The following is a 26,049-nucleotide window of genomic DNA, read 5'->3' on the forward strand; positions in this document are numbered from 1 at the left end:
CCGGCGGTTGAGACGTCGGTGGTGCGGCTTCGGCGCGCCCGGCTCAGGCGCGCCTGCCTCCCACCTTTGCGACCGGTCCGTGAACCCGAAAGTCCCCGACCGGCACTTCGGACTAGCCCTTCTCGACCATCCCGAATTCCAGATCGACCGGGGTCGCCCGGCCGAAGATCGACACTTCCACCTTCAGGCGCGAACGTTCCTCGTCCACTTCCTGAACGATGCCGTTAAACGAGGCGAACGAGCCCTCGGTGACGCGCACGCTCTCGCCGACCTCGAAGGAGACCGACGGCTTGGGGTGCTCGACGCCTTCCTGGATCTGGCCCAGGATCTGCTCGGCCTCGCGATCGGAGATCGGCACGGGCTTGTTGTCGGAGCCCAGAAAGCCGGTCACCTTCGGCGTGTTCTTGATCAGGTGATAGACATCGTCGGTCAGATGGGCGCGCACCATCACGTAACCGGGAAAGAACTTGCGCTCGGCATCGACCTTGCGGCCCTTGCGCACCTCGATCACCTTCTCGACGGGCACGAGAATCTGCTCGAACCGGTCCCACAGCCCCTTGGCCTTGGCGTTCTCCTCGATCGCCTCGGCCACCTTCTTTTCGAAGTTGGAGTAGGCATGAACAATGTACCAGCGCGCCGTCATCAGCGTCGGAACCACCCGTGATCTTGTTTTTCGTTTATCGTGCCGGACCGAAGATCAGGTCGAAGACCCAGGAATAGATCTGGTCGACCGTGAAAAAGAACAGTGCCGCGATCACCACCATGATCAGCACCATGATCGTCGAGATCAGCGTCTCGCGGCGCGACGGCCAGGTCACCTTGGCCGTTTCCGCGCGCACCTGCTGAATGAAGGTGAACGGATTGGTGCGTGCCATCTAGATCGTCCGGTCCGTGGCGGCGAAATGCGCCCGCGCCGCCTTTCCTGCTGCGTAACGGGGTGATCTTCGACACGCAAAGGGATGCGCCGTCGATGTCAGTTCCCGTTCGTGTTGGTGAAAGCGCAACCCGCCCGCAAGGGCAATTCCAGCGCAGGAGATCATCTAGCGGCGATTCGGGGCGAGATCAAGGGCGCACGGCAAAAAAGTCAAGCGCCGCCCGGAGCCCTGTGACCGGCGTGCCGCGAACCTCTGGCAGGGGCACACGGGCTCGAACCGTGGACCTTCGGTTTTGGAGACCGACTTGTGATTCGATAACTTATTGATAAATATATTGAAAAGCTGATGGTGTGAAGGATTGTGCATTGATTTGTGCAAGGGATTTGTCGACGAATCGGTCGAAAATCGGCGGTTTTGACGGTGTCAAACCTGCCCTGGGTCGGCCCGTGTCCAGAATGGCCACAGCCATCTCTTTGCCTGTCTGTTTCTAGAAACAGACAGGCTGAAACTCTGGCGACAAAGCCTATCGGCTTGATTACTTGCCAGAATTCGTTCCCCCGTGTTGTCTTCGCTGCGCTCGACCCCCTACGGTCTTCCTCGCGAAGTCATATGTCCTGATCGGAGCATTGACTTCTAGCTCGGACTGCGCACCTTCCGCCCTTCTCTCACGGATGTTTTGAAGGGCGTCGATGCTTGGGTTTGGCCGCCCGATGGATGTCGGTTTACGGGCGGCCGGCACCAGACCGAAGGGGGTCGAGCGCACGACGAGCGAGACCCACGGCCTGCGTAGCAGACACGTCTCATAGTCCGGTTGGGCTATGAGAGCATGTCCGGTACGTCGGCCAATTGTGGGTCTCTTGCTCTGTCGGCGTCCGACAACACGGGGGAACATGGGGCGGCAGAATGCCGCCGGTATTGCACAGCCGTGCAATGGGGGCAGTGACCCTGCCCCATGGACGCCAGCAAGAGTGCTGGCGGCACGATTTCCTCGTGCCCGAGGGTGAAGATGGCGGTGCCTAGCAGTCCCGCCCAGTCTACGGGACGCCCTCTGCCGTCAAGCCGCAGTCGCGTTGACGGTGAGCCTCCTCTTCCCGTCGCGTGGGCGTGTCCAACTGGCACCGCGCCAACTGGAGAATACGCGCTGACGAGTATTGAAACTAACCCCGCCGCTGGCGGGGTTCTTCAAATTTGCGCGTTTGAATGGCCCGCTGCTGGCGGGCTGGCATGACGCCGGGAAACGTGGGTTTCCCGCTGCCGCTTCGGCGCATGCGCGCCGCCCCGCTCCCGGCAGTCGTAGGACTGCCGGGTAGCATCTTGGTCTATCGCTTTGCACCGTGCCTGGTTGAAAAACCCCCGGACAGAGTTGTCCGGGGGGTGATGGTTTAAGCCTCACGAGAGAGGCTGCAACGTTGTAAGGCGGCATCGACAATCGAGCCGCCGTAGCGAGCGTCCATGACGCTAAGGAACTGGTTCCAAGCCATCGCAAACGCGCGCTGGTGCTTCGTGTGCTCGCGCTGATCGTCACGCAGGCTTTGAGTGAGGCGTTCGGCCAATTTGCTCCGGGCCGAAGTGATCTCGTCGGCGCAGTGTTGAACCTGCGCTTCGCGCTGGCGAAGTCGGGCCAGTGCTTTCCACTGACGTTTTTTCACGTCCTCGTAGAGCGCATCCGTGGCTGACCGCGGCACCGGGTTGTACGCGACATTGCCGGTGACACGAACTGATGCGGTGCGACGCAAAATCCAAATGAAAATGGCGCCGGTGATCAGTAGAAAGAGCAATAAATCCATTGTATCCTCTCGCACATACACCACGCTCGGAGGAAGTTCCGGGCGCTGTTCACGCGCGAGAGAAGTAGTTCTTCATGAATTATATCATAGAATCAATAGGTTAGCAAATGCCGCTCCTGGAATTCGTTGGTGGCATCATCGTTCTTGGGATCGCTCTGGTCATCATTGTCGGTGGGGCCGCCGTTTACGGCGGCGCACTGGTGATCTTCGGCGCGATCTTGCTCAGCACCGGTTGGATTCCGATCCTGATGTGTGCGACGGACGTCCACATGAGCATTGGCGAAGGGTTCGTCGGGACGTGGGCACTATGGTCATGGTGGCTCTATTTGGCGGCGACTATCGGCGTGATCGTCGTCATGATCGTTCGACCGGACCCGGATGGCCTGCCGCCAGCGCTTAAGTTCGTGGCCATGTTCTACACCTACGACACGGTCCGAGCCGTGAAGGGCGTCAGTGTCGATGCCGCCGGTTTCGTCCGGGCGGCCAAACAGCGCGCCTCGTCTGTCTATGATGCGCGCCTGGAAGAACGCGCCATGCGTCAAGAGGAGGTGCGTATTCGGGCCGAGGCAAAACGAACCAAGGCCGCTGCCGTTCTGGCCGAAGCAGCCATCGAGCGCGAAGAACAGCGGGCGCGGCAAAGAACATATGAGGGAGAGGAAACGAACGATGAGCAGCGATAACAAGGAGCCAAGGGCGCTTGAAGGTGAAGTGGTGGCGCAGAACGAGCCGCTCGCCACTGTTCCGATGACCCCTACCCTCGGGTTCATGGCGCTGAGCGCCAAGTGGTTGGAACGCCGCGGTCTGGAAGCCGAGGCTCGCGTTGAGCGGGCGAGGGCTGACAAGGTGAGAGCAGAAACTGAGTACACCGACGCCGTTGTTGATCTGGAGATTTCATCCACTCGCCTCAACAATCTGGCCGACATCAGGGCGTTAGTGGCCGAAGGCATCAAGGCCGATTTGGCAGAAAAGCGGCAACGGACGGCGGCGGCCAACCGTGCGCTGAGCCACGAAGAGAAGCTGGCGGCCGCCGAGGCGTCCGAGTTGGAGGCCCGCCAGATGGAGGCGGAGCTGAAAAAGATGCGGTTGCAGGCGAAACTTGATCGCACTGCGCCTGATCTGGATACACTGATAACAGCTGGGAAGGCCGAGCGTCAGCGGGTCATGGATGAGTGGGCAGAGCGTCGTCAGTCCGGGGCTGGAGTGACCGAAGCCGAAGAAGACGCCTATTCGCAGAAGATTCGATCCCTGACGGATCGCATTGCGACGTTGGAGCAGAAGAAGGCTGAGGACGACGACTAATCCATGAGCGCGATCAGCCTGGCTCGCAGTGGCGGTCAATCAATCCGGCTGTACGATGACGCCCGCAGCACGCACATGCACGTCATGGGCGCGTCGGGCCAAGGCAAGAGTTTCTTCCTAGAACACCTTATCCGGGAGGACGTGATCCGGGGCCGCGGCGTGTGTGTGATCGACCCGCACGGCGAACTCTATAGCAACGTGCTCAACTGGCTGGTGTCCGAAGGCTGGTCTCGCGTCAAAACCATACACCTTCTCAATCCGTCCGATCCAACCTACACCTTCGGCTTCAATCCGCTGGTCGTCGACAATGGCACGCCGATTGGCTACCGCGTTGATGCCATGGTAGACGCCTGCCTCAAGGTGTGGGGTGGCACGGACCTGACACAGACGCCACGCTTGGCGAAGTGCTTGCGGGCTGTGTTCCATGTGCTGGCCGAACACAAGCTCTCACTGGCCGAGGCCCGGTTTTTGATCTTCCGCCAGCACCGCGACGAGGCGCTACAACTGACGAGCACGCTCACCAACCCCGAATACCGAGCCGTCTGGGAGGACCTGCTCGACGCCGGTGGCCGCGAGTTTCGCGAGTACCTCGACAGTACGGTCAGCCGACTGCTGGCGTTTGTGGGTGACGAGACCATCAAAGACATCGTGGGTCAGACGGAAAACGTCATCGATTTCCGCCGCTGTATGGATAAAGGCCACATCGTTTTGGTCAACCTCTCGCGCGGCGGGGTCATTTCCGGTGAAGCGTCCCGTCTGCTGGGCGCCCTCATCACCAACGATCTCTATACCACCGCCTTTGCCCGCGATCTGGACCGAGCAAAACGGCGGCCCTTCTACTGCTACATCGATGAATGCGCCGACTATCTGACCGAGGATGTCGTCAAGTCTCTCGATCAGACCCGCAAGTTTGGTCTGCATATGGTGCTCTCGCACCAGCGGCTTGACCAACTCCGAGACTATGGCGACAATTTCTACAACGCCGTCATGGCCGGGGCGCAGCTCAAAGTCGTGTTTAACCCCAATGATGACGACGCCGCTGAAGTGCTGTCGCGCCACTTCTTCCGCACCAGCTTCGATTTGGAGTTGCCGAAGCGCAGCATGGATAAGCCGTTTGTCGTCGCCTACCACGTGCGCTGGTTCGAGAGCGAGGCGGCCACGACGACCGAGATTCACGGGAGCGGCACGGCTGCCGCCAGTGGCGCCGGAACCATGACGGGAATGTCCCAACTGTATGACGCGAACGGCAACGCAATTGGCGGACAAATCGTGCAGGACACATCGAGCTCCATGCAGCTGGATAGTAGCAATCGATTCAGCGCAGGTGGCGAAAGCCAGTCCTACGGACGCAGCGAGGGCCTGGAACCGGAACTGGCGGTTCTACCGACCGAGCTTCACAAGCTTGATGAGTTGATTCATCTTGGGATGGTTGAACTGCTGCGTTTACAGCCGCGCCAAGCGTGGGTGTGTAGTCCGACCGTGGCCCCGATGAAAATCACGACCTACGACGTCAAGCCCGGCACGCTCCTGCCTGAGTTCGTTCCCGCGCGTATCGCGCGGCTGAATGAGGCCAGCCCGGTCGTGTCGCCACGCACTGAGGTGCGAGCCGGGATGAAGCGCCGAGCCGAGGGTGTCGTGGCCTCGACCAACGCCGTAGCCTTTGACCCGGAAGACGACGGCTTGGGCGTCTAGCCGATGTCTGGGCGTGGAACACCGCATTTCAAACTTAAGGCCGAAACGCCTCGGCTCGTCGTCACGGCCGATGATGAGGCCATCTTCTTGGCGATCTATCGGCACCAACTGCTTGATGCGGCAACGATCCGGCAGTTGCTCCCGGAGCGTAGCCCCGACCGGCTCGGCAAACGACTGCGGCAGTTGGTCGATGCTGGGTATCTGGTGCGACCGTTGCAGCAGCGCAAGTTGCGGCGGCTGGAAGGTGGCAGCTGGCCGCTGGCCTACACCCTCGGCAATCGCGCTGCACGCCACATCAAGGATCGGTTCAGTCTGCCGGTTCGTACCGACCGCTGGGCCAGTTCGGGCGAGCGATTGTCGCCGCTTCATATCGAGCACACGCTCGAACAAGGGCGACTTCTCGTCCAATTGCAAACATCGGTTCGTCGCCACGCACCGCGCCTCGACTTTGAGTACCCCGACCAAATCCTCACTCGGCTGCGACCCGATCTGCTCAAAGGCACGCGGTTGCCGTATCGCTTCACCACACGGGTCGATTGGCATGGCTGGCGAGAAGTTGAGGGCCTGATACCGGACGGCTGGTGCGCCATCCGCTATCTCGATGCCCCGAAGAACAAGCGGAGTCGCTACCTCTTCATTGAGTTGGACCGGGGCACGGAGACCATCGAGCCGTCAGCACGGCGATTGCAAAGTCGAAAGTTTTGGCAGGGCAACTCGGTGTTGCGCAAGCTCGTCATCTACAGCCAGGGTTTCAAAAACGAATCCCATACCAAGATTTTCGGCATCCCCACGTTTCAGGTTCTGTTCGTGACGACGACGGCAGTGCGGGTGAAAACCATGATCGCGGCCTACCAAGCGCATTTGGCGCAAACGGTGTCGCCGGTGCGGTTTCTGTTCACTGATCAAGAGGCGCTTGCCGCCAACGACGGTGACGTGCTTGCGGCACCGGTCAAGGACGCCAGCGGCTCGCCTATGGCACTTGCCGGATAGGTTTGCGCGGGTGCTACTATTCGAGACCTAAGCGTTGCGACGTCACTCTGAAACTCTTGAATGCTAACCTGGCCTTAATCAGTTTGGGCTGTTGCTCATAGCCTGAAACCAACGGGTGGAGATCGGAACTCGTTACCTTGCACAATGGCCCGACGATGATCTCGGCCAACCTTAGCTCATCATCGAACTCATGGAAGTAGAGTTGCCTGCCCTCAACTTCGCATGGCTGATCAAGCCTGCTCCAAACGCGCCACTCGTCTTCATATTGCCAGTCGGTTGATTTCAACGATGCAAATCGTTGCATATCGGTCACGGTGGGCAGGTGCGATAGGTCGATGCCCGGGCGATTTTGCGTGTATTCGACCTGATTGACCTTAGATTCGGGGATATCAAATCCCAAACACACCCCTTTGTGCTTGTCAGCGTAGTGGCTCCACATAACGACGTTGCGCCAATGTGGACAAAAACAGAGCATTCCGAGCGTGGCACTCATGTCGGAGCGCCACTTGTCCCAAATAGCGCGTTCTTGACGACTTGAAAGCCGAGGCGCCCGAAGGTCGAATGGATCATTGAGATCGGCAATTTGCGCGATCTTTAGCCGCCGGTGCTTGATGTTACTGAGCGCATATCCCGCCGACGTGAAGTGATAGAGTCGTTTTGTTTTGCCTAGCGCGCCCAAAGGTTTTCCACCCCGTCACGAAACTCGCCCATCCCAACAAATCCCGCCTCTCGCAAGACATTCAGTGTTTCTTGGCAGCTGCCAAGCTGTCGGTCGAAGTTGATGAGGCGCAGATGAGTTGTGCCACGGTCACCGATATACGCAATGCCGTTGCCATGGGTGGCGCGCGCGACGATATGGCGGCCACCGGCGCCCATAGATTGCACGCTGAGGCACTCGCGGGGATCGTCAATGATGTAGCGCTGTCGCGGTTGCAGTCGTGGTTCGTGTAGTGTGAATGTACCGGCCAGCGCGGCCTGCATGACTTTCCTGGTGTCTTCTGGCTTGGCTGTGAGACGGGTGTTTTGTGTCGGTGCCGCAGTCGTTGACCGTGGTGGAATACCTCGTGGCAGCGCGGACACTTCCTCAACCCGAGCACCATCAAAGACAGTCCGATTCACCAGTCCTGCGACTAGTAGTCGGTTAAGCGTGCGTTGGCATGATTGGTCGTGGACATCAAAGTGTAGTACTTCGAGCAGAACATCGTTCCGATTAGCCTGATAGGTAACCTGTCCATCGTGAACCCAGCGACTGAGATCGTCCGGTGCGAGCGCGTCCCCATAGGTACCTCTGGATTGGGTGGCCACACAGTCGCGGGCCGGGGCAATCTCTTCTCGCTCGCCGCTCGCAAGCGACGACACGAGAACGGCGAACGATGACGCTAGATCCCCACGCTGCGTGGTGCGCGGCCCAGCCGCTTCTTCGGCGTCACGCTGGATGCGTTGTTGTTCAGCAACAGCGTCAGGGGGGCGCTGGTGCTTCGGCCAACCTGCCAAGATCGACTCGCATGAAACGTTGTAACTTTTGCGTCCAAGACGAAATACATGGCCTGACCGTTCAACAAAAACGTACCCTGGACGATCCATCGCTAAACTAATTACCGGACAGTCGCTCGTATTGGAGCACCCGCCTGGCAACTCCACCCGCTCATCGCGGCGGAGTTCCCGGTACATAGTCACGTTAGCGTCGTGGGGATCTGTGCGATAGCGGAAGCATCGCCCACCAACCGTGATGCGTTCGGTGGGCTCTCCAGCATTGACGCGAAAGATTTGGGTGTGATCGTGCGGCCTCCAGTTTAGTTCGCGCTCCCAACGTGCCTCGCGGTGTTTCTCCCAGACAAATGTGATGCTAGCGAGGGCGGTGATCAAAAACAGCGGTATCAACACCAGCAGCGATTGCCGATTTATAAAATAGATACCTTCTTCCTTGATTGGCTGATCGTCCAACGTCTCCTCCTCGCCATAGCCAGTTAACTGCAAGAGACAGAGCCCTGGCAACTGCCGGTGGTTGCCGCTGATCGAAAAACGGTCAAACGGAACAAAAAGCGACCATTCGAGTGGGAAAGCGGTGCGACGGTCCGCCTCACAGTCAAAGATCGACGATCAAGCTTTTCCGATTTGCGTCAAGTTCACCACGCCTGACCGAGGCTTTGGCAACCGCCTCATCGATCTCCACGACTGGCTGGAAACTGAGGTCGGCCGAGGTCACTACGCCACCCATCCGGCTCCGGCGCTCGGCAGCGGCGCCTTGGGTATCTATTTGCGCGACATTGAACTGACCCGCGCGTTCGTGCTTTCCTTTTCGGACCAGGAGCTTGCTTGCGGAACCGACAACAGCACATACTCCTTCCCAGCTCAGTGGTTGAACTGGCAGGGGGAGGACATTTTCGGCGTGTGCAACCTGTATTCCATGACCAAAGGGCAGGCTGCTATTCGGGACCTGGTCAAGGTGTGGCAGGATCGCACCGGCAATATGCCGCCCCTGCCGGGCATCTTTCCCAATCAACATGCTCCAGTAGTCTGGAACGACGACGGTGGCCGGGTGCTGTCGATGATGCGCTGGGGGATGCCGTCTCCGGCCTTTGTGCTGAAGAACCGCAAGACCGATAGCGGTGTCACCAATGTGCGCAATATCAAGTCACCACACTAGCGGCGCTGGCTTGGGGTCGAGCATCGCTGCGTGGTACCGTTCACCAGCTTTGCGGGCAGCGGAGAGGCACGCGCCGAACTGCGCGCGGGCGTCTCCGCTGCCCGCAAATTGTCTGGCAGCTTCCAAGAACAGATAAGCCCCACGACTCTAAATCCAATCGTTGCCTATGGCCTGCTCTGGCGCCACAAGGTAACTTGGACGCCAGCGATTCCGATCACAAGTCAGAACAGATTGGTGAGGATGAATGGAATACTCGATTGTTCATTTGAGTGATCTTCACTTCAGAAACGACGTAGAAAACCGTTTTCGAATTGAGAAATTGCGAGATGACCTAAAAAGACTGCCACTTGGATCGAACACTATCACCGCCTTCTCTGGCGATCTCGTGCAGTCAGGCGACCAGGAGCAGTACGATGTTCTCTTCGAGCTTCTTCTTATACCTTTGATCGAATCCGATCACCAAATCGTCGTTGTCCCTGGTAATCATGACATCCAAAGAGACCTTACCGACGCTCAACAGGCTGCAAATTTCCTAAATGATCGCGCAAGCAGCTACCTCTTCTCCGGAAACAAACTCGTCGCATCACCATTCGGCGCTGACGCAGATGGACCGCTTCAGAACTACAAAACACTCGAGGGTTTATTTGCTCCGTATGTGGAGCAATCATTCTACGGCTACATCAAACAAATCGGCGACATTTCAATTGTCGGTATGAATTCCACTTGGCTCTCCCTTCAGCGTGACAAGGATGATAGCGATCGTGGCAAGCTTAGGGTCGAGCCGCACATTCTCTCGACTTATGCAAACAAGCTACCTACTGAAGGTTTTCGGGTTCTATTGTTGCACCATCCATTCGATTGGCTGGAAGAGGTGACCCGCGATGCGGTCACTTCGATTGCGACTGAAAAGTTCGATCTAGTCTTGTATGGCCATGTGCATACAGCGGACATGACCCAACTCATACGAAATCGATCAGGCGCCAGCTTCATACAGTCGCCACCACTTCGCGCAGATTGGTCAAAGGGTACAAACGGCTATGCAATTATTCGCTGTAATACTCGGAGTAAGGCATCTGAAATTAGCTACCGATCATACTCAAAAAGCCAGCGCCTATTTGTAGTGGGAGAGGATTTCGCTCGTGGAGGCGTCGCATATCCAAAAGAAGCTGACCGCGATTTCTTCCAGAAATCCCCATCTCTGCCTGCACTAACACAGCGATTTCTGAGTGATATGCCACATGATTTTGTCGATTGGCATAGGCGCAATGTTCGAGCGAAGTCGACGTACATTGAGAGCTTCATTACTCCGCAAATAGGAAAGGTGGCGTTTAATGAAGAAGAGCAATGGTTAGAAGCGCCTGTGGCGCTCTCCGTTTTGTACGAGGAAAGCTCTAGGGACAGGTTTCTGATCGCGCCCGCTGACTCGGGGCTAAGCACATCAGCATTTCTTACGTTCAAGGGCATTGCGGAGAGAGTTGCGACTACCGGCGTGTTCCCAGTCTTTTTTGATGCTGGAGAAGCGAGCGTGAACAGGGCATCGATTATTCGGTCAATGGTACAAACCTGTTTGACGCGTTTCTCAAATTCTGAAATGGAGCACCTTGCTCAGCAGGGGGCGGTCCGCTTGATCGTGGATGGATTGAACCTAAGCAACGCGGAGCACTTTAACAATTTTCGCCAAACTATGCGCCGGTTCTTCCCGAAGGTTCGCATCACCGCGTTTGTTCGGACAGAGAAGGTTGGTCAAGCCGTTTCAAGCGCTGACTACCCTGCGATGTCTCTGATCGACGATGATGTCTATGAACTGGGCGAATTAGGTGTGGCAGATATAAGGGAAGTCATTTCTACGCACCGACAAAAAATAACGGACGACGCAATCATTGATCGGCTCGCAAATCACGCAGTTGAATCCTTGTCACAAATCAATGAACCAGTTTTCCCAAGCACCGTTGCGGTCCTTGTTGAGACGCTTGTACAGGATCATGATTTTCGACCAATAAACAAAGCAAGACTTCTGGATCGCTATGTGGAGTGCCTTCTAGGCCGCTTTGAATTAGAAGATGTAAGAGAAGGTACTTTCTCATCGCACGATAAGATCGAGTTCTTGAGTTTTGTTGCTCGCCAGATACTTGAAAGAAACAATGGGGGGCTTTCGGATAGTGAGTGGGAGCAGGTCAGCAGTGAGTACGAGTCAAATTACCTGATGGAGCTACCGCGAGGGTTGCTCAAAGAGTTTGAAGAAAAAGGCATATTGGTGAGCGAAGATGGTCGAATAACATTTAGGGCTGACTACCTGTTTTCATACTTTGTTGCTCGCCAGATGAAATCGGACCCGACATTTGCTGCGGAGATTACCTCGGAAGATAACCTATTCAAGCATCATCATGAAGTCGTTTTCTATGGTGAGCTTGAAGGGACTGACACGGGTGCAGTGCTGGACCAGCTGTATACGCAGGTAGAAGAACTAGAAAAACTCTTGTTGGAGCAGTACTCTAGAGACGGGATTGACCTGAAAAGCGAGTGGCAAGCGTCTACCGAGGATGACCCAGAGGAAATAGCAGAAGTACTGGAGGAACTTGCGGAGTTTGATCGTTCCGAGCCTGACCCAGAAGTAGCCGATAGCCGCGATAACGAAAGGCTAGCTAACGTACTTCGTAGGCGTGGAATTAGTCGGCGGACAGAAGTCTCTGATTTAGAAGCAAAGCTTCTGGTCGCAATGCGACTATACGCGCAACTTGTCCGAAACGCTCTCCACATCCCAGCGAATGATAAGCTTCGGCATCTTGAGAAGTTGTATTGTGTGGCGGAGATTTGGGTGGGCTTCATGAGTGCAGCTCGTTCCCACATAGCCACGTCGCCAGTGACAGTAGCCGGTGGTGTGAGATTTATCAATTATGGCGCAATCGTCGATCGCGCGAGATCTGTTGCGGAGTTCAAATTCAACGCACCAAACTCTGTCTCTAGGATTCTGGCGGAAGCCACCAAGAACCCCCAGCTGTCGGTCGCCTTACGAACGGTTCTGCCCAAGCTGTCAGAAATGGGCGAACTTTTTGCTCGCGACGCGCTACTTGCTTTGCCTGCAAAACCCAACCAACAGGCCTATCTCGACAGTATCACAGCATGTGAAGATGAGACAATTTTCGCTGCATCTATGCGCACTCTGAAACGAGAGTATTTGGGCAGCGGACGGAACTCGGAAATGCGGACTTACACCGCGGACATCGTCAATGGCATTCGGAAGTCCGTTGGTGAGAGAGCACTTGGCAACCCAGACTCATTGAAAAAACAACGGCTGGTCCGAGATATGAAGTCTGCCGCCGCCGAGAAGAAGCGCGGCAGCTCATGACGGAGAGTTCTAAGTGTCGACGAAATTTAAACCAATTCGATCATGAGGTGAGCGGAGTTCAAGTGAACGTCTGCTTTATCCAACTCACCAAAGTAACCGTGCCACTGCAACGAACGACCGCTTCCCGCCGAGTCGGCGCTTTGCAGTGCTGCCGCTATGGGCAGCTCTGCGGATATCCGGAGATCCCGTCACTCTCGAACAGTTGATCGACTTCCGGCCGTTTGGGCCAAAGCAACCGTATCGGCCTCGCTTGCAGCTGATCAGTTTGTCCGGCATATGTCGTGCCACATCCTTTCTGCAATCATCCGCTCTTCCGGTCCGACCGCGTTGCCATATACGGCGGTCACCGAGATGTGCGCATGGCCCATCCATTTCTGCAGGAGATTGAGCGGTACACCGGATTGAAGGGCGTGCACGCCAAAGCCGTGCCGTAGACCCTTGGCGGTGGCCTGCGGCCCCGTGATGGAGGCCGCGTCCATGACGGACTTGACCTGTCGCCAGGCGGTCGTGCGACATACCGGAAAGAGCCGCGCGTCGGATGGTCGCTCATCTGGAGTCAGTTCGGCAATGAGCGACGTGGGCACTGGCACTTCTCGGACTGCCGTATGCCGGCGTTTCTTCAGGGTCCTGATCGCGATGGTTGCGGTGTCCGTCTGTATGGATTGGCCGGTCAGGGCCAGTGCCTCGGAAACCCGGCAGCCGGTAAATGTCAAGACGAGACAAAGCCGTCTGAACGGGACAGGAGCCACGCGGGTGGCTTCCATGAAGCGGCGACGCTCGTGTTCGTTGATGTACAGGCGAGCGCCGGTGGCGGCGTGAAGCCGCATGTCGGTACTGATGGCTGGCATGGTGGTGGTTCTCGAATGGGACCTACACCGCACAGGCGCGGTATCGGGGCAATTGTTGCCCACTTGCAACACAATTACCAATTCTGTTGCAGGTGACACCTCGATTATACCACCCAGCGCGCCATGTGGCGCAGCTGTTGTCATGCATTGACACAGCAACAGCCGAATCGTCAACGCCCTCAATGGCCGATTAACGCTCCCCTGCCGTTTTCTGCAACAGAATTGGTAATTGTGTTGCAGAGCGCTCTGAAGCAACGTGGGGATCGATAGTTGGCACTACTTCATACCTTCTTGGGAACGTCCACGCGACCACCCACTCCCTCTTCCACACACAATCAAACGGGGACACGTTCCATGCACAGCACAACCGCGCGGCTGGCCGCCGCAGCACTGGCCGCTTCACTCGTCGCATCGCCGGCCGCAGCCCAGGACACCGCCTTCGACTGGAGTGGGCTCTTCGTCGGCGTGACTGGTGGAGGCGCCGCGATTGACGTTCGCGCGACCGACACCGGCACCGGCCCATTTGGCCCGTGGTACGTCGCTGGTGGGTTTGCAGATGATACCGGCTCAGGGCTCCTGGGCGGCGTGCGCACCGGATACAACTACGCCTTCGGCAACGTCGTCCTCGGCGTCGAAGCGGACATCTCAGCCACAAACATCACGCAGATCGGCACGACGATTGATCTCACCGGCACTACCGACATCAATTGGTTTGCGACAGTCCGCGGACGCGCCGGATTGGCCGTTCCGGACACAGGCTTGCCTGCCTTTATCTATGGCACCGGCGGGCTGGCGGTTGCCGGCATCGAACACAGCATCGCCGACACCAGCACGACGCCGTTTCGGGGCCTACTCGGTCCGACCAGTGACCGGCAGACTCGCACCGGCTATACGGTCGGCGGCGGCATTGAACTGGCCTTCAGCGAGCGCGTCGTGGTCGGTGTCGAGTACCTCTATACCGACTTCGGCACCGCCAGCGTCAATGGCATCTGCGTCGTCTGCTTCGGCGGTGGGACACCAGGCACGCCATACGTGTTTGACTACGACACCAGCATGCAAACCATCCGGGCCAACCTGACGTGGAAGTTTGGCGGCTGACCAGGAAAGATTCACATGGCACAGACAATGTGGAGGTTGGTACCGATTGTGGCCGTGCTGCTGTTGGCCATTGCATGCACCACCACCGGCACCGACGACCGAACCCGATTGACGGCCGCCGAGGTGCGCGCGACCTTCATCGACCGACCCTGGCGCAGCCCGAGCGGTACGTTCCTGTTTCGAAGCGACGGCACCTATACCTACCAACGCATCGGCCAAGCACGCGCCGGCCCCTGGAACTACACACTCCGGCCAGACGGCGTGATCGAGGGCGCCAACACGAACTACACCTTCTATCGCAACCCGGACGGCTCCCTGGTCTACCACCACAGTCGCTCGGGACGCTTTATTAGGGCCACGTTGGGGCCCTAGGTGGGCTATGGGGCAAGTGTGACAAATCACGCAATGAGGTACACGCGGTCGTCATCAATCGCCTTACTCTGCAAGTCATTCAGTGGCTCGTTGTGTTTGGGTTCGATCTCGCGAGGAAAATCTTCAACCACGCGGGGATTGTGCAGGTATCTGTTCGTATTTCAGTTGGGGCGTCGTCTGCCGAGTTAGAGCTTGCGGATATTACTCACGATACATATTGGTCCAAAGGCATATTTTGCTACCCGTTTTGCCGAACATCATGGACTATATTACAGCGCACCGATTTAAGCGCAGCTATGCTCTTTCGTATTTCCGCTCGATTGTCAGATATTTCTGAAAGCCAAGCCACCGGGTCACGAGTAGCAGAAATGCGATCAACAAAGGGCTCAAAACCTCCCTTGACCTTATAATCCAACACATCCTGAGCCAGGAACAGTTCTGAAAAGATCACGCGAGCGATCTGCTCTTTTTCGCGTGGTTCGGCGAAGTTGTAGGTTGGAATAAGGTCTTTCAGCAGTTCCGAAAGCAATACGACCTCGTCCAGCAATTCCCGCATGGCTTCGTCTGAGATGTCCTCGTCGGTCTTGGCCGCGTTCAGCTCGGCGTGGAGACGCGCTCGCTCGGCAACAAGGCTTTCGGCCGTGTAGGCGCCCGACTTCAACAGCGCCAAACGGTTGGCTTCGAGATAGGACAGCTCCTCGCGGGCGCGCTTCTTGCGGCGCTCCAACTTGGCCAGCTCTGCCTGCCGTTTTTCCTGCAACAGCACGATGTCGGTACTGGCTCGAGCATCGATCTCCTCCAATTCACCGTCCGTGAAACGGAGTCCGGCGATCAGGCTGCCGATGCGCTCGGCCATGAAAGTGAAGTTGCAGTTTTTGAGTGTGTTCGGACAGCCAGTCACACACCGAGCATTGAAGTATAAAATGCCCTTCTTCGTGTACGGCGTATAGACGCGGCGGCAGTGGGCGCAGCGCACCAGGCCGCGCATCGGGTGGTCGAGCTTTTCGACATAGTGCAGGCTGACGGTCTTGCGCGCGAGGACCGCTTGGACAGCGTTGAACACCTCGTCAGTCACCAGCGCCCCGTGGCTGCTGCTTGGAATGTATTCACCATCGGGGCCAATGACGCGTCCGGTGTAGAAGGGGTTGCGGAGAATACGGCTCACGTGGTTCTCTGTCACCGGGCGACTAGTCTTGGGGCGTATGGTGTCGAGGTCACCCTCGTCGTCATCCTCATCGGCCAGGATCTCGGCCTGGCTGCGCCGGCGACGCATTGGAAGCGTCGTGAAGCCCTGATTGGTAGCAAATCGAGCCAGGTCGGCGAGGCTCCACTCGCCGGTGACGTAGAGATTGAACATCTCTCTGATGATCGGTGCGCGCTTCGGGTCGGTCGGTTTCTGGTCCATGCTGCCGGTGTTCAGGTAGCCGATCGGCGCGCGGTAGGTGCATTTTCCCTGCAATCGGCTATGCCGGGTGCTCAGCGTCACCTTCTCGCTGGTAACCCGAGAATGGTGCTGAGCGAACATGCCGTCGATGTCCATGTGCAGCTGACCGGCGCTGCTGTCGTCGTAGTCGGCATAGGCGAAGCGTACGTCCACGCCGTGGCGCATTAGCTTGCGGATCACGGTGTCATCGCCGCGATTGCGGCTAATGCGATCCCAACTCAGGCAGATAACGCCTTTGAAGTGGCCCTGGCTCAGATGTTGCAGCAGTTTTTGGAACTTCGGCCGTTCGATCCGGTACCGCACCATACCGTCGTCTGTGATGGTTAGTTCGTCACCTTCTTTGAATCCGGAGTGTTTCTCGGAGACAACGCCGTCGGTGCAAAACCCAGTCAACGAAACCGGTGCCACCCGGAGATTTTCCCGCACGGCAGAGGCGGTGTTTTCGGCCCGCTGATAATTGAGGGAGTTCTTCTGCGAGTTGGGTTCATCGAGGCTCTTCCGGTTATAGACCAGGTAGCAATCGCGATAGACGCCACGCTTAATGTCAGCGAGGGTAGCCGCTTCCCGTTTTGCCTGTTTGTTCATGAAATAGAATCTGATCGGCATTGCCACAACGGGCCGCCGCCTCAGCCGCTTTCATTCTAGCATGAATTGGACGCAAGACGCGGCCGAGGGATTCGAGCGCGGCGATTGTCTCGTGCGAAAACGACGTGACCGGCGCATCACGGTGGCGCTCTTGCGTTGATTGCTGATGTCGAAGCGGCAGTGTGGACATGACCCTCATGCTACCCGCCGCCTGCTTTGGCGCTAGGAGGGCGAACCCGCCCGCTGGCTTGGGAAGGTGTCGGCCGTGAAGGGCGGCGTCTGCTGGCCATCCACCATCAGTCTCACCATGATCCGGTAATTCGGCAGATTGACCAGATCGGCGGGCGTTGCCACGCCGAGCTGTTTGGCGATGATCGGGGCATCAATCGCCCCAACCCGAAACGCCAGCAAAGAGCCGACGTTACCGATGATGGCTTCGAACACCTCATGGTCAGCCCGATTGAGGTACTGCTGACTGGCGGTGACGCTGAGCGCGTATTTGCGGGCCTCGGACAGCATGCTGGCAAATGTCAGCGTCGAGAACGAGCTGACCTCATCCACCAGCAGCATGAACGGTCGGCGCTCAGTTTCTGGGAGATCGTGGCGGCTAAAGGCCGCATTCATGATGCTCGTCATCAGGAGACCACCCAGGACATTCGCGACGTCGGTGCCGAGGCGGCCTTTGGCTAGATCAATGATGAGGGAGTGACCCTCATCCATCATCTGCCGAAAGCGGAGCGGCTCAGCCGGGTCACACACCGCCCGGCGTACCAGAGGATGGGCCAGAAAGGCGCCGATCTTGTTGGCAATGGGCGCCACGCCATCGACGGCGGTTTTGTAGTTCATGGCTGGATACTCCTTGGTCCAGAAGGCCCGCACCTGCTCGTCCGTGATCGAGGCGGTGACGCCCTGGCGAAACGACTGATCGACGAACAGGCGGATGATGTCGCGCAGATCAGTCCGGGGCTGCTCCAGGAGCGCCAGGATGGCGTAGCGCAGTAGGTGTTCCATGCGGACGCCCCAGGCATCCGACCACTGCTTTTTGAGCGTGTCGATGAGGCCGGAGGCGACCAGCGGCCGGAAGTCGGCCGAGACGCGAGTGAGCGGGTTGTATCCGACGTGACTCTCAGGATCGGCGACGTTCCAGTACCGGTGCGTACCTTCGGGCAACTCGGCGTGAAGGCTGGCCGCCAAGTCGCCGTGCGGATCAATGAGACAAAAACCCCGGTCGGCCGCAGCGTCCTGCCGAGCGACGTTGTACAGCAGGGTGGACTTACCTGTGCCAGTCTGCCCAATCAGGAACGCATGGAGCTGACGGTCAGCGAGTCGAATACCAAACGGCTTGTCGCCATAGCGATGGTGGGCCAGGCCCAGGGTGGTGACGGGGTTATCGGCGAACATCCCGTCATTCTGGTCGGGTGGCGGCCGGTGGCTAGGAGGACAAGTGCGCTCCGGGTTCATCGAGCGCGGCTGTGCCGATGGCGAAGATCGGACCAGCGGGCGGGTCTGGCTCTCTAGCCAAAGGCGCGTTGGGCGCGGTAGGCTGGTCGTGGAAACGTTGAGGCTCAGGGTACCAGTCATACCACCAAGGCGGAACGGGTTGACCCGAAAAGGTTTCACCTTTTCGGCGATCACACCACCCGGTCCGACTTGGTGATGGGTTGATGGATTGCAATCCGCAAGCTGGGCGGATTACGCCTCCTTTTGGGCGGCTCTGCGGGCGGATACACTGGAGCCGTTAGCCATAACCATCAGTTCTTTATGCAAACAGATTTTGCTCTCGACCTGCGGCGGCTACGCCGCCAAGCCGGTCTGACGCAGCGCGATTGCGCGCATTTATTGGGTGTCCATTCAAAGCGCATTTGGTCGCTGGAGTATGGTCGTGATCTGCCATCGCTCACCGAGCTGTGCACGCTGTCCCTGATCTACGGTCGCACCTTTGAAAGTCTCTATGCCGCCTTGTTGCGCGACGTGCGCCGAGAGCTGCGCGAGCGGTTGGAAACCTTGCCCGACAGTCGCAGCTCCAGTCTGACCTTTAATCGTCCGAGCACCTTAGAGCGCCTATCTTCTCGGCTGGACGCCGAGCAAGAGGGCCATGCAGGCTAGGGTGCTCGCGATAGCCGCCGCTCGACGCCGGGTCGGCTATGTCTTCCTCGACAACCACACGCTCAAGGATTGGCGCATCTCCAACAGTGCTGCCCGCTCATCAACGGATGCAGCTGGGGCCGCCCAGGAGTGGGTCAACGCGCTACAACCGACCATCGTCGTCACTGAGCAGCTTGAACCCGGCTCGCGCAAGGGGGCGCATACCAAGGGAGTCATCCGCGCCATTGCGAAGACCGCTGAGCGTAATCCCGTGCTCACCGTGTCCGTTGCCCGCGTCCAGCTCTACGCCAACAAGTACGAGGAAGCGGCCGCGCTGGCGGTCCGCTATCCCGAATTGCAAGCGTGGGTGCCCCAGCAGCGGCGCGCCTTCGACAACGAGCCACGCAATACCGTCATCTTCGAGGCGCTGGCCCTCGCCCAGCGGGTGATCGACGGCCCGCCGACCCTCTTGGCCGCTGCAATGGGTTGAGGGCGCGCGAAGTGCTTCGTGGATCAGCTGAGCTTGTGCATCTGCTTTTCGGAGCCGCCATACCGCTGCAAGCGGCCAGCGAGAGCGGCGGCGCACCGCAGGCCGGAGCGAAGCGGCGGACGGCGGAGCCGTTGCGCCAAGGCGCTCGCTGGCCGAGCGTGGCTTACGGCGGCGCATAGAGCGGATCACTACGCCTGCTTTTTGGTGAGCCAGTTTCCTTGGTCCACCACACCGCTCCTTCGCCGGGCGCGCCTGAGATCGGCTCGGGCGTGGCCAGCGAAAGGAGCAAACCAATGACAAGCCAAAAATCAACGGCCGTACGGACGGAACGCATCCGCCTCTTGAACGACCTCATGCGTCAGGGCGGCACTGGCGGACGGATCATGATCACCGCCGGTGTATCGGCGCTGGGCCGAGAATTCGTCGCCCAGGCGATGACATATCAGTTCATCGATGCACCGCCGACTGAGTTGGCGGCGGCGATGGGCTGAGCTACTACCAGACAACAAGAACCCCGCCGGTGGCGGGGTTCGGTATTTCTATGCGGCCGCTCCATGCTTAAACGACCGGGCCCAACAGTAATCGAGAGCCCAACTCACGGGAGCGACAGTGGTTCGCGGCCTGTCGTGTCTCGTGCATCAAGCGCTTGTTTGAACGCTTCCTGCGCATCGTCAAACTCTCTGGCTGCATCGGCCAAATCCTGCCACGTTGGCGGATTGGCCGACGGGCCCACAAGCGGACCCGGAGAGTTGTCAAACCACGCTTGTAGACTGACTGCCGCGACAACAAAGGCCATAGCAATCAGCACGATGCGAAACTGATTTTTCATAGCTCATCCCACCGTTCTTGCTGGCGTTATCGGTTACGAACTCGGCACGTAGTCTGGGAACTCTTCGCGCAAGCGATCAAGCGCGTCGTGCATGGAGCGCCAACCGTTCTCGAGATCGTTGGCATGCTCAACAACGCTGCTTAGCGACTGCATGTCAGCCAGGACCGTCGCCAGATTTCTCCGCAAGCGAAACACTTCAGCGACCGACCCATAGACTTCAGCATTGCGTCCGAGGGTGTGGGTGAACACATCTATCTCATCCGTGATGTCGCCAGAATGCGCCACAAGTTCCGCATGCTGTTCAATAAACACGGCCCAGACGTCCACCGCCACTTGTCGAGACTGGATGATGGTTTCATTTGCGCTGATGTCTATGCTGGTCTTTCGAGCCTCGGTTTCAGACAGTTCACCGCTGCGAAGCTTCTCTTTCAGCGCTTGATTGGCGGCCTCAAGCCGACGGACATCCCCGCGCGCTTCAGCGGCCGTCAGACTCGCGGCCCGCTGGATTCGCTCGATGTCGCTGACGATCTCAGCCCGCCGCCTCAGCATCGATGGGCCAATCTCGGCGATCCGTTCAAAGCTTTCGGTAACGCGATCAAGCCGATCAGACACTTCGTCAATGACGTCGTCAACTTGGCCAGCTTCAGTGACGATCCGCACGATTTCGCGGAGTTCAGACGTGTTCGACCGCATGATATCGATCAACTCGGTCAACTCGACATCGGTGGTCAGTTGCTCACGCAGCGGCGCCATCTGCGCACCTGATTCGGCAATGGCCTCCGAGTGACTTTGCTCAACGATATCTGTGGAATTTGCAGTTGCGAGCGCTGGCGTGACCAAAAGAAAGCTGCACAGTATCGTCGCGCTCGTAAGGCGAGCTTTGCGGGTGAGAACAAGGGAAAAAGGTCGATGGTTGGCCATTTCACGCACCTCTCGTAGGTTGTGACCGGCCCCGACGATGCGGTGCATCATTGAGGCAATTTGTTGGTTCTCCCACCGTACCCCCAGGTTTCCAGTCCTGTGAGCGGAGCTCGGTGGTTAACGTATGGTTACAGCGTTACATGACAGTTTTGTGACAGAAAGAACTATGTGTGGACAAACGGGAAAAGGCAGCGCTGCCAAGCAGGCGCTGCCTTTTGGCCTTATCGGCCATGTGACAAGTGCTGGAAATCACTCATCACGGTGAGCGAACCAACAAATTCGCCGTATATCATGATACACATTCAACATCAGAATGCAAGTATCTTCTTACAACCTTGAAGTAAGAGTACGGCAAATGCAAATATAGAGCCTCAGCTGCAAAGCAACTGTCGGTGATGTAACAAGGATTCTACTGAAAGCAGCACAACCGAACATTACGGCGCCAAGACTGCGTCGTGCTCTGGGCTTGGTCAAATGGCTGGCCAACCGCCTATGGTTTGGGTGGCTGAGGTGCTATGCCTTATTCGGACTCAGTTTGACGGCACTATATGCCACGAAAATCCAGTAGCAACCGCGAAATCCACGAAAACCCTGGCTGTCGCAAATCCGTCACACTAGCCATTTGACCGGCATCCACCGATCTGTATCTACGAACTCAGGTCGGGTGCTGGACCGGCAACTGTGCCAAGATCATGACGCCGATGACGAAAACGATGGCCGTCGTGTCAACGACCGCTGCCCTGATTTTCGGCACACCTTCCGAACTGAGCCAGCTCATCCCTTGTTTGCCCTCGTCTTGATTTGGCATCCAGCTAGCGCGCTCGTCGCCGATTGATCGCCGCCGCATCCAGGCTGTTTTTCAGATGCACCGCGTAGTGTTTCTCGATCATCTCGACCGAAGTGCGGCAGTTTTTGGCGATCTGGTAGATATCAGCGCCCTCCAAGAGCCGGAAGCTGATGTAGCTGTGGCGTAGGGAATAGAGCGTCCGCCGGTTGCCGTCACGGTCAAATTTCAAGCCCTGCTCATCAAGGATGCGATTGAAGAGCTTCTTCTGGTCGCTTGGAAACACCCGGTCGGTCGGCTGTGGCTGGTTCCGCGCCACCAACCGTTGAAACGGCCGAACCGCGCCCGGCGTGCTCTTGCAATAGCCGACACCGCGCTTGCCGCGCACCTGGATCTCCAAGATGGTGTCGCCGGTGGCCTCGTCCGCGATGATCTCCACATCGCGGTATTCGAGCTGATTGGCTTCGTCGGGCCTCAGGCCGGTATTGGCCAGGAACAGCACCTTGTCGTGGAGCTGTTCGGCCACAGAGACGTAGCGGGACGTCCCCTCCCCATCTTTGGTTTGCTTGGAGCGCGCCTGCCGGACGTTCTCGCGGGTGGCGGTGTAGAGCTGCTTGTACTCGGCTGGTGAGAACCAGGCGCGGTGCACCACCTTGCCGGAGGTTTTGTACGGCATGGAGATGTCCGGCACGAACTGGAGCCAGCCGTGCCGAACGGCGGTCTTCAACACCAATCGCAGTGTCACGGCCTCATGATGCAGCGTGCTGCGTGAGGGAGGCTTCTTGGGCGGCTCGTCCTCATCGCTCTCGGCCGGTCTCAGCCGCTCGATGCGGTAGGCCTGCACCGTCCCGGCGTTGATGGTCGAGAGCGCCATGTCACCGAAGAATGGATTGAGATACAGCCGAATGCGGCGGTAGTGGTCACCGACCCACCGGGCGTTGCGCTCGCCGTCGGTTAGGACTTCGTACTCAGCCATGAACTGGTTGGCGGCATCTTTGAAGGTCCGCTCGCCGATGGCCTCGCCGCGCTTTCGTTTGCCGAGGAGGTCGAAGTACCAATCCTCGGCAAACTCCTTGGCGCGGCTGAGGCCGTCTTCACGCGTGCTGACCCGACGATTCTTCCCGGCCAGATAGGTCGAACACTGCCAGATGGGGCTGCGGTTGCGCCGGTAGAGATGCACTCTTCCGCCAAGAATGGCGTGCTTTTCCTCCATCGCCAGGTCGGTCCTCGCAGCTGTGTCAGTTTGTGTAACAGTTGTGCAAGGGTATCGAGCGCGAATCTCCAGCGCAAGTGAATTTCTATCTCATTGATTCTATTGGTATTTTGGCAGGGGCACACGGGCTCGAACCGTGGACCTTCGGTTTTGGAGACCGACGCTCTACCAACTGAGCTATACCCCTATCGGTGACCGGACTGATAATGCGCGCCGAAGCGCGTTTCAACCGAAAAAGGCGGGCCACGACCCGCCTTGATCGACATGCCGGCCGCCGGCCGGCTGACCGGGGTCAATCCGTCACTGCGCTCCGGCGGCACGGACCAGCGGCGTGATCCGCCGGACGACCGCGCGACGGTTGGCGCGGATGTCGCCGGCCTGTTCGACCTTCAGGAACCGCTCGCCATAGCCCTGGGTGACGAGGTTTTCGGGCGGAATGTCGAAATACTCGGTCAGCGCCAGCGCGACGCTCTCTGCGCGTCGGTCGGACAGGGCCAGATTGTAGGCGGCGGCGCCGACCGTGTCGGTGTGGCCCTCGACGAGGAACAGTTCGTCCGGATCCTCGGCGATCATCCGTTCGACGGTCCGGCCGAGCGCGGTCAGCGCTTCGGCTTCGCTTGGCGGGATCGCCGCCGAGCCGGTGGCGAAATTGACGGCCAGATCGATGCCCGGCACCAGCGCGCGCAGTTCGCGCACGTCTCGCACCTGCTGCAGCGAATAGCGGCGGTCGAGGCGCGGCACCTCGGCGGCAAGCGCCGAACGGATCGTGTCGACGTCGGCCTCGCCATATTCGATCACGCGGGCGCGTGGCGGGGACGGCAGCCGGGTGATGTCGACCGGTTCGGGCTCGTACTGCCGCTCGTCGATCAGGACGACGCGCTGGCCGTCCGGCGCGACGCGGGCCCGGTAGAGGATCGTGCCATCATAGGCGCGGATCGTGACGATCCGCACACCGTTCTCGCGGATGACCACGGTGCGGGTGCTGCCGTCCTCGAACGTGCGGGTGCGCACTTCCGTGCCCGGTCGGCGCAGCAGTTCGTTCTCGTCGCGCAGCACCACCAGTTCGCCGTCGCGTTCAACGACGACGCGGTCGCCGGCCGGTTCCACCACGTTGAACTGGTTGCCGAGGACGGCGCCGACGGTGGCGCCGGCGGCGATGCCCAGAATGTTGCGCAGGAGCTGGTCGGTGTCCTGCTGCCCTGTCGCTTCGGCCTCGACCGTTTCGTCGCTTCGACGCGCGGTCTCCTCGGTGACGGTTTCGACCTGAACCTCGGCCTGGCTTTCGGCTTCCGTTTCGGCCTCGATCTGCTGATCGGCCGCCTGCAGCGCCTCGGCATTGCCGCGATCGGCCTGCCTTTGCGCCTGGCGCTCGGCGCGTGCGGCGCGCTGCTCCGGTGTCGGCTCGGGCGCGACCTGATCGGCCTCGGCTTCGGCCCGGGCCGCGGCTTCGGCGTCGGCCTCGGTCGTTTCGGCAGCGGCCTCGGCTTCAGCGGTCGCATCGGTCTCGTCGGTGGCCGCGGCGGCGTCGCCGGTCGGCTCCGCCGGCAGTTCTTCACCGGTTTCCCCACCAGTCTCGTCGGCCGCCGTCGTCTCGGCCCCGGTTTCCGTTTCAGCCCCGGCAGCGGTTTCCGCGCCGGTCTGCGCAGGCGCGTCGGTCTCGGCCTGCTGCTCCTCGCCCTCGCCTGCCGCGTCATCGGTGGCGGTTTCAGTGGGCGGCGTTTCGCCTTCCGCTCCGGCCTCCGCCGCATCGCCCGCCTCGGCATCGGTTTCGGGCTGCGGTTCCTCGACGACTTCGCCGGCGGCCTGCTCGCCTTCCTCCACGGCGTCCATCGCTTCATCGAGCGTATCGGACGGCTCGGCCGCGTCCGTGGTCTCCTGCCCTGCGGCGGTCTCGTCTTCCACGGGCGGCGTTTCGGCTGCGCCGGCATCCGCCTCGGCCGCAGCTTCGGTCTCGGCCGTCTCCGGCTCCCCGGCGGTCACGCCGGCTTCGGACAAGGCCTCGCGGATGCGGGCTTCGGCGTCGGCGATCCTCGCGCCGGTCTGGTCGGCGAGCATCTGTGCGGCCCCACTGATGTCGGCATCGGTCGCGTCCGGGCACGGCTGCGCCTCCAGAACGCAGCGGACGAGTTCGGCACCGACACCGTCCTGCGTACCGGAATCGTCCTGTGCGTGGGCAACGCCGGCGCCCACCACCATCGTCAACAGGCCAATGGCCGTCGTCGTCTCGAGCAATCGTCTTGTCATGGCTATCTCCTCGGAGGCCCCTTCGGCGCAAGAACGCCGCAGAACGCGGTATGTTCCGGCAAGGAGAAACCGGGCATGTGGCCCGAACGAAAAATGGCCGCTTGCGCGGCCATCTTCCATCAGTTTGTCATGTCGGCACGAGAAGGTGCCGGGAGCGTCACTCGATGATCTTTGCGACGATGCCGGCGCCGACGGTGCGGCCGCCCTCGCGGATGGCGAAGCGCAGACGCTCTTCCATCGCGATCGGCGTGATCAGCTCGACGTTCATCTCCGCATTGTCGCCCGGCATCACCATCTCGGTGCCCTCGGGCAGCGTCACCTCGCCGGTCACGTCGGTCGTGCGGAAGTAGAACTGCGGACGGTACTTGTTGAAGAACGGCGTGTGGCGGCCGCCCTCCTCCTTGGTCAGGATGTAGGCCTCGGCGGCGAACTTCTTGTGCGGAGTGACCGAACCGGGCTTGGCCAGAACCTGGCCGCGCTCGACGCCCTCGCGCTCGACA

25 protein-coding genes and 1 tRNA gene are annotated in these 26,049 nt (G+C 59.2%); 11 read left to right on the top strand and 15 right to left on the bottom strand.

The features are described 5' to 3' along the window. Nucleotides 1-112: 112 nt before the first annotated feature. The 3 genes from nusG to RIA72_RS10215 form a co-directional block, all read right to left on the bottom strand. On the bottom strand, nt 113-643 hold the full coding sequence (gene nusG / locus RIA72_RS10205; RefSeq protein ID WP_131617956.1) for a transcription termination/antitermination protein NusG: 531 nt from the start codon (nt 641-643) through the stop codon (nt 113-115). A gap of 34 nt (nt 644-677) precedes the next feature. Further along, on the bottom strand, nt 678-875 hold the full coding sequence (gene secE / locus RIA72_RS10210; RefSeq protein WP_109769379.1) for a preprotein translocase subunit SecE: 198 nt from the start codon (nt 873-875) through the stop codon (nt 678-680). Nucleotides 876-2,257: 1,382 nt separating this feature from the next. Beyond that, entirely contained in the window at nt 2,258-2,662 is a 405-nt protein-coding gene (locus tag RIA72_RS10215) for a hypothetical protein (RefSeq protein WP_350032071.1), read from the bottom strand. A gap of 107 nt (nt 2,663-2,769) precedes the next feature. Between RIA72_RS10215 and RIA72_RS10220 the strand changes: the two genes are divergently transcribed. The 4 genes from RIA72_RS10220 to RIA72_RS10235 are packed head-to-tail and all read left to right on the top strand — an operon-like array spanning nt 2,770 to nt 6,643. Further along, nucleotides 2,770-3,342: a hypothetical protein gene (locus tag RIA72_RS10220; RefSeq protein WP_350032072.1), complete on the top strand. Its 573-nt coding sequence runs from the start codon at nt 2,770-2,772 to the stop codon at nt 3,340-3,342. Continuing rightward, nucleotides 3,329-3,961 (top strand): hypothetical protein, encoded by a 633-nt coding sequence (locus RIA72_RS10225; RefSeq protein WP_350032073.1) that lies wholly within the window; start codon nt 3,329-3,331, stop codon nt 3,959-3,961. The genes RIA72_RS10220 and RIA72_RS10225 overlap by 14 nt, the downstream gene beginning before the upstream one ends. Nucleotides 3,962-3,964: 3 nt before the next feature. After that, the gene (locus RIA72_RS10230; RefSeq protein WP_350032074.1) at nt 3,965-5,653 is read left to right on the top strand and encodes a type IV secretory system conjugative DNA transfer family protein; all 1,689 of its coding nucleotides are present in this window, start codon (nt 3,965-3,967) and stop codon (nt 5,651-5,653) included. A gap of 3 nt (nt 5,654-5,656) precedes the next feature. Further along, nucleotides 5,657-6,643, top strand: coding sequence for a replication-relaxation family protein (locus tag RIA72_RS10235; protein WP_350032075.1), 987 nt, complete (start codon nt 5,657-5,659; stop codon nt 6,641-6,643). Between the two features lie 16 nt (nt 6,644-6,659). Here RIA72_RS10235 and RIA72_RS10240 read toward each other — a convergent pair whose 3' ends face one another. Further along, nucleotides 6,660-7,322, bottom strand: coding sequence for a DUF2971 domain-containing protein (locus RIA72_RS10240; protein ID WP_350032076.1), 663 nt, complete (start codon nt 7,320-7,322; stop codon nt 6,660-6,662). Further along, nucleotides 7,310-8,587 carry a hypothetical protein gene (locus tag RIA72_RS10245; protein ID WP_350032077.1) on the bottom strand — a complete coding sequence of 426 codons (1,278 nt, stop codon included), beginning with the start codon at nt 8,585-8,587 and terminating at the stop codon, nt 7,310-7,312. The genes RIA72_RS10240 and RIA72_RS10245 overlap by 13 nt, the downstream gene beginning before the upstream one ends. Nucleotides 8,588-8,648: 61 nt before the next feature. Here RIA72_RS10245 and RIA72_RS10250 point away from each other — a divergent pair, with 61 nt between their 5' ends. After that, nucleotides 8,649-9,290, top strand: coding sequence for an SOS response-associated peptidase family protein (locus RIA72_RS10250; RefSeq protein ID WP_350032078.1), 642 nt, complete (start codon nt 8,649-8,651; stop codon nt 9,288-9,290). 244 nt (nt 9,291-9,534) lie between these two features. Beyond that, complete coding sequence (locus RIA72_RS10255; protein ID WP_350032079.1) at nt 9,535-12,636, top strand: metallophosphoesterase; 3,102 nt, start codon at nt 9,535-9,537, stop codon at nt 12,634-12,636. Nucleotides 12,637-12,896: 260 nt separating this feature from the next. On the opposite strand, the gene RIA72_RS10260 is transcribed toward RIA72_RS10255, so the two are convergent. After that, the gene (locus RIA72_RS10260) at nt 12,897-13,484 is read right to left on the bottom strand and encodes a tyrosine-type recombinase/integrase (protein WP_350032080.1); all 588 of its coding nucleotides are present in this window, start codon (nt 13,482-13,484) and stop codon (nt 12,897-12,899) included. A gap of 354 nt (nt 13,485-13,838) precedes the next feature. Here RIA72_RS10260 and RIA72_RS10265 point away from each other — a divergent pair, with 354 nt between their 5' ends. Together RIA72_RS10265 and RIA72_RS10270 are read left to right on the top strand one after the other, a co-directional pair. Continuing rightward, entirely contained in the window at nt 13,839-14,582 is a 744-nt protein-coding gene (locus tag RIA72_RS10265) for an outer membrane protein (RefSeq protein ID WP_350032081.1), read from the top strand. A gap of 48 nt (nt 14,583-14,630) precedes the next feature. Next, nucleotides 14,631-14,954, top strand: a complete 324-nt coding sequence (locus tag RIA72_RS10270; RefSeq protein WP_350032082.1) for a hypothetical protein — start codon at nt 14,631-14,633, stop codon at nt 14,952-14,954. A gap of 238 nt (nt 14,955-15,192) precedes the next feature. Here RIA72_RS10270 and RIA72_RS10275 read toward each other — a convergent pair whose 3' ends face one another. Both RIA72_RS10275 and RIA72_RS10280 read right to left on the bottom strand, forming a co-directional pair. Next, nucleotides 15,193-16,983, bottom strand: coding sequence for a recombinase family protein (locus RIA72_RS10275; RefSeq protein WP_350032083.1), 1,791 nt, complete (start codon nt 16,981-16,983; stop codon nt 15,193-15,195). A gap of 222 nt (nt 16,984-17,205) precedes the next feature. Then, a complete protein-coding gene (locus tag RIA72_RS10280) occupies nt 17,206-18,384 on the bottom strand; it encodes a type IV secretory system conjugative DNA transfer family protein (RefSeq protein WP_350032084.1) in 1,179 nt (392 codons plus the stop codon). 360 nt (nt 18,385-18,744) lie between these two features. Here RIA72_RS10280 and RIA72_RS10285 point away from each other — a divergent pair, with 360 nt between their 5' ends. The 3 genes from RIA72_RS10285 to RIA72_RS10295 all read left to right on the top strand — a co-directional run bounded on the left by RIA72_RS10285 (nt 18,745) and on the right by RIA72_RS10295 (nt 20,049). Continuing rightward, the gene (locus RIA72_RS10285) at nt 18,745-19,089 is read left to right on the top strand and encodes a helix-turn-helix transcriptional regulator (protein WP_350032085.1); all 345 of its coding nucleotides are present in this window, start codon (nt 18,745-18,747) and stop codon (nt 19,087-19,089) included. Nucleotide 19,090: 1 nt separating this feature from the next. Then, a complete protein-coding gene (locus tag RIA72_RS10290) occupies nt 19,091-19,558 on the top strand; it encodes a hypothetical protein (protein WP_350032086.1) in 468 nt (155 codons plus the stop codon). Nucleotides 19,559-19,851: 293 nt separating this feature from the next. After that, the gene (locus RIA72_RS10295) at nt 19,852-20,049 is read left to right on the top strand and encodes a hypothetical protein (RefSeq protein ID WP_350032087.1); all 198 of its coding nucleotides are present in this window, start codon (nt 19,852-19,854) and stop codon (nt 20,047-20,049) included. Nucleotides 20,050-20,153: 104 nt separating this feature from the next. Here the strand turns inward: RIA72_RS10295 and RIA72_RS10300 are convergent, their stop codons facing one another. From RIA72_RS10300 to RIA72_RS10330, 7 genes are all read right to left on the bottom strand, one after another. Further along, nucleotides 20,154-20,387, bottom strand: coding sequence for a hypothetical protein (locus RIA72_RS10300; RefSeq protein ID WP_350032088.1), 234 nt, complete (start codon nt 20,385-20,387; stop codon nt 20,154-20,156). Between the two features lie 33 nt (nt 20,388-20,420). Beyond that, nucleotides 20,421-21,356: a hypothetical protein gene (locus RIA72_RS10305; RefSeq protein ID WP_350032089.1), complete on the bottom strand. Its 936-nt coding sequence runs from the start codon at nt 21,354-21,356 to the stop codon at nt 20,421-20,423. Nucleotides 21,357-21,963: 607 nt separating this feature from the next. Then, a complete protein-coding gene (locus tag RIA72_RS10310; protein ID WP_350032090.1) occupies nt 21,964-22,086 on the bottom strand; it encodes a hypothetical protein in 123 nt (40 codons plus the stop codon). Between the two features lie 34 nt (nt 22,087-22,120). Continuing rightward, nucleotides 22,121-23,305, bottom strand: coding sequence for a tyrosine-type recombinase/integrase (locus tag RIA72_RS10315; RefSeq protein ID WP_350032091.1), 1,185 nt, complete (start codon nt 23,303-23,305; stop codon nt 22,121-22,123). Between the two features lie 111 nt (nt 23,306-23,416). Further along, nucleotides 23,417-23,492, bottom strand: a tRNA-Trp gene (locus RIA72_RS10320). 113 nt (nt 23,493-23,605) lie between these two features. Next, on the bottom strand, nt 23,606-25,549 hold the full coding sequence (locus RIA72_RS10325) for an OmpA family protein (RefSeq protein WP_350032092.1): 1,944 nt from the start codon (nt 25,547-25,549) through the stop codon (nt 23,606-23,608). A gap of 157 nt (nt 25,550-25,706) precedes the next feature. Beyond that, nucleotides 25,707-26,049, bottom strand: a 343-nt coding sequence (locus tag RIA72_RS10330; RefSeq protein WP_502957951.1) for an EF-Tu C-terminal domain-related protein, incomplete at its 5' end; no start/stop codon positions are given.

It is taken from the genome of Sphingopyxis sp. (assembly GCF_040216815.1).
Classification (GTDB): Bacteria; Pseudomonadota; Alphaproteobacteria; order Sphingomonadales; family Sphingomonadaceae; genus Sphingopyxis.

Coding starts and splice junctions, on each gene's coding strand:
- RIA72_RS10225 (WP_350032073.1), top strand. CDS start 3,329: ATGAGCAGCGATAACAAGGAGCCAAGGGCGCTTGAAGGTGAAGTGGTG.
- RIA72_RS10300 (WP_350032088.1), bottom strand. CDS start 20,387: ATGAAAAATCAGTTTCGCATCGTGCTGATTGCTATGGCCTTTGTTGTC.
- RIA72_RS10265 (WP_350032081.1), top strand. CDS start 13,839: ATGCACAGCACAACCGCGCGGCTGGCCGCCGCAGCACTGGCCGCTTCA.
- RIA72_RS10310 (WP_350032090.1), bottom strand. CDS start 22,086: ATGAGCTGGCTCAGTTCGGAAGGTGTGCCGAAAATCAGGGCAGCGGTC.
- RIA72_RS10255 (WP_350032079.1), top strand. CDS start 9,535: ATGGAATACTCGATTGTTCATTTGAGTGATCTTCACTTCAGAAACGAC.
- RIA72_RS10280 (WP_350032084.1), bottom strand. CDS start 18,384: ATGTTCGCCGATAACCCCGTCACCACCCTGGGCCTGGCCCACCATCGC.
- RIA72_RS10315 (WP_350032091.1), bottom strand. CDS start 23,305: ATGGAGGAAAAGCACGCCATTCTTGGCGGAAGAGTGCATCTCTACCGG.
- RIA72_RS10260 (WP_350032080.1), bottom strand. CDS start 13,484: ATGCCAGCCATCAGTACCGACATGCGGCTTCACGCCGCCACCGGCGCT.
- RIA72_RS10215 (WP_350032071.1), bottom strand. CDS start 2,662: ATGGATTTATTGCTCTTTCTACTGATCACCGGCGCCATTTTCATTTGG.
- RIA72_RS10220 (WP_350032072.1), top strand. CDS start 2,770: ATGCCGCTCCTGGAATTCGTTGGTGGCATCATCGTTCTTGGGATCGCT.
- secE (WP_109769379.1), bottom strand. CDS start 875: ATGGCACGCACCAATCCGTTCACCTTCATTCAGCAGGTGCGCGCGGAA.
- RIA72_RS10305 (WP_350032089.1), bottom strand. CDS start 21,356: ATGCACCGCATCGTCGGGGCCGGTCACAACCTACGAGAGGTGCGTGAA.
- RIA72_RS10235 (WP_350032075.1), top strand. CDS start 5,657: ATGTCTGGGCGTGGAACACCGCATTTCAAACTTAAGGCCGAAACGCCT.
- nusG (WP_131617956.1), bottom strand. CDS start 643: ATGACGGCGCGCTGGTACATTGTTCATGCCTACTCCAACTTCGAAAAG.
- RIA72_RS10275 (WP_350032083.1), bottom strand. CDS start 16,983: ATGAACAAACAGGCAAAACGGGAAGCGGCTACCCTCGCTGACATTAAG.
- RIA72_RS10325 (WP_350032092.1), bottom strand. CDS start 25,549: ATGACAAGACGATTGCTCGAGACGACGACGGCCATTGGCCTGTTGACG.
- RIA72_RS10285 (WP_350032085.1), top strand. CDS start 18,745: ATGCAAACAGATTTTGCTCTCGACCTGCGGCGGCTACGCCGCCAAGCC.
- RIA72_RS10230 (WP_350032074.1), top strand. CDS start 3,965: ATGAGCGCGATCAGCCTGGCTCGCAGTGGCGGTCAATCAATCCGGCTG.
- RIA72_RS10295 (WP_350032087.1), top strand. CDS start 19,852: ATGACAAGCCAAAAATCAACGGCCGTACGGACGGAACGCATCCGCCTC.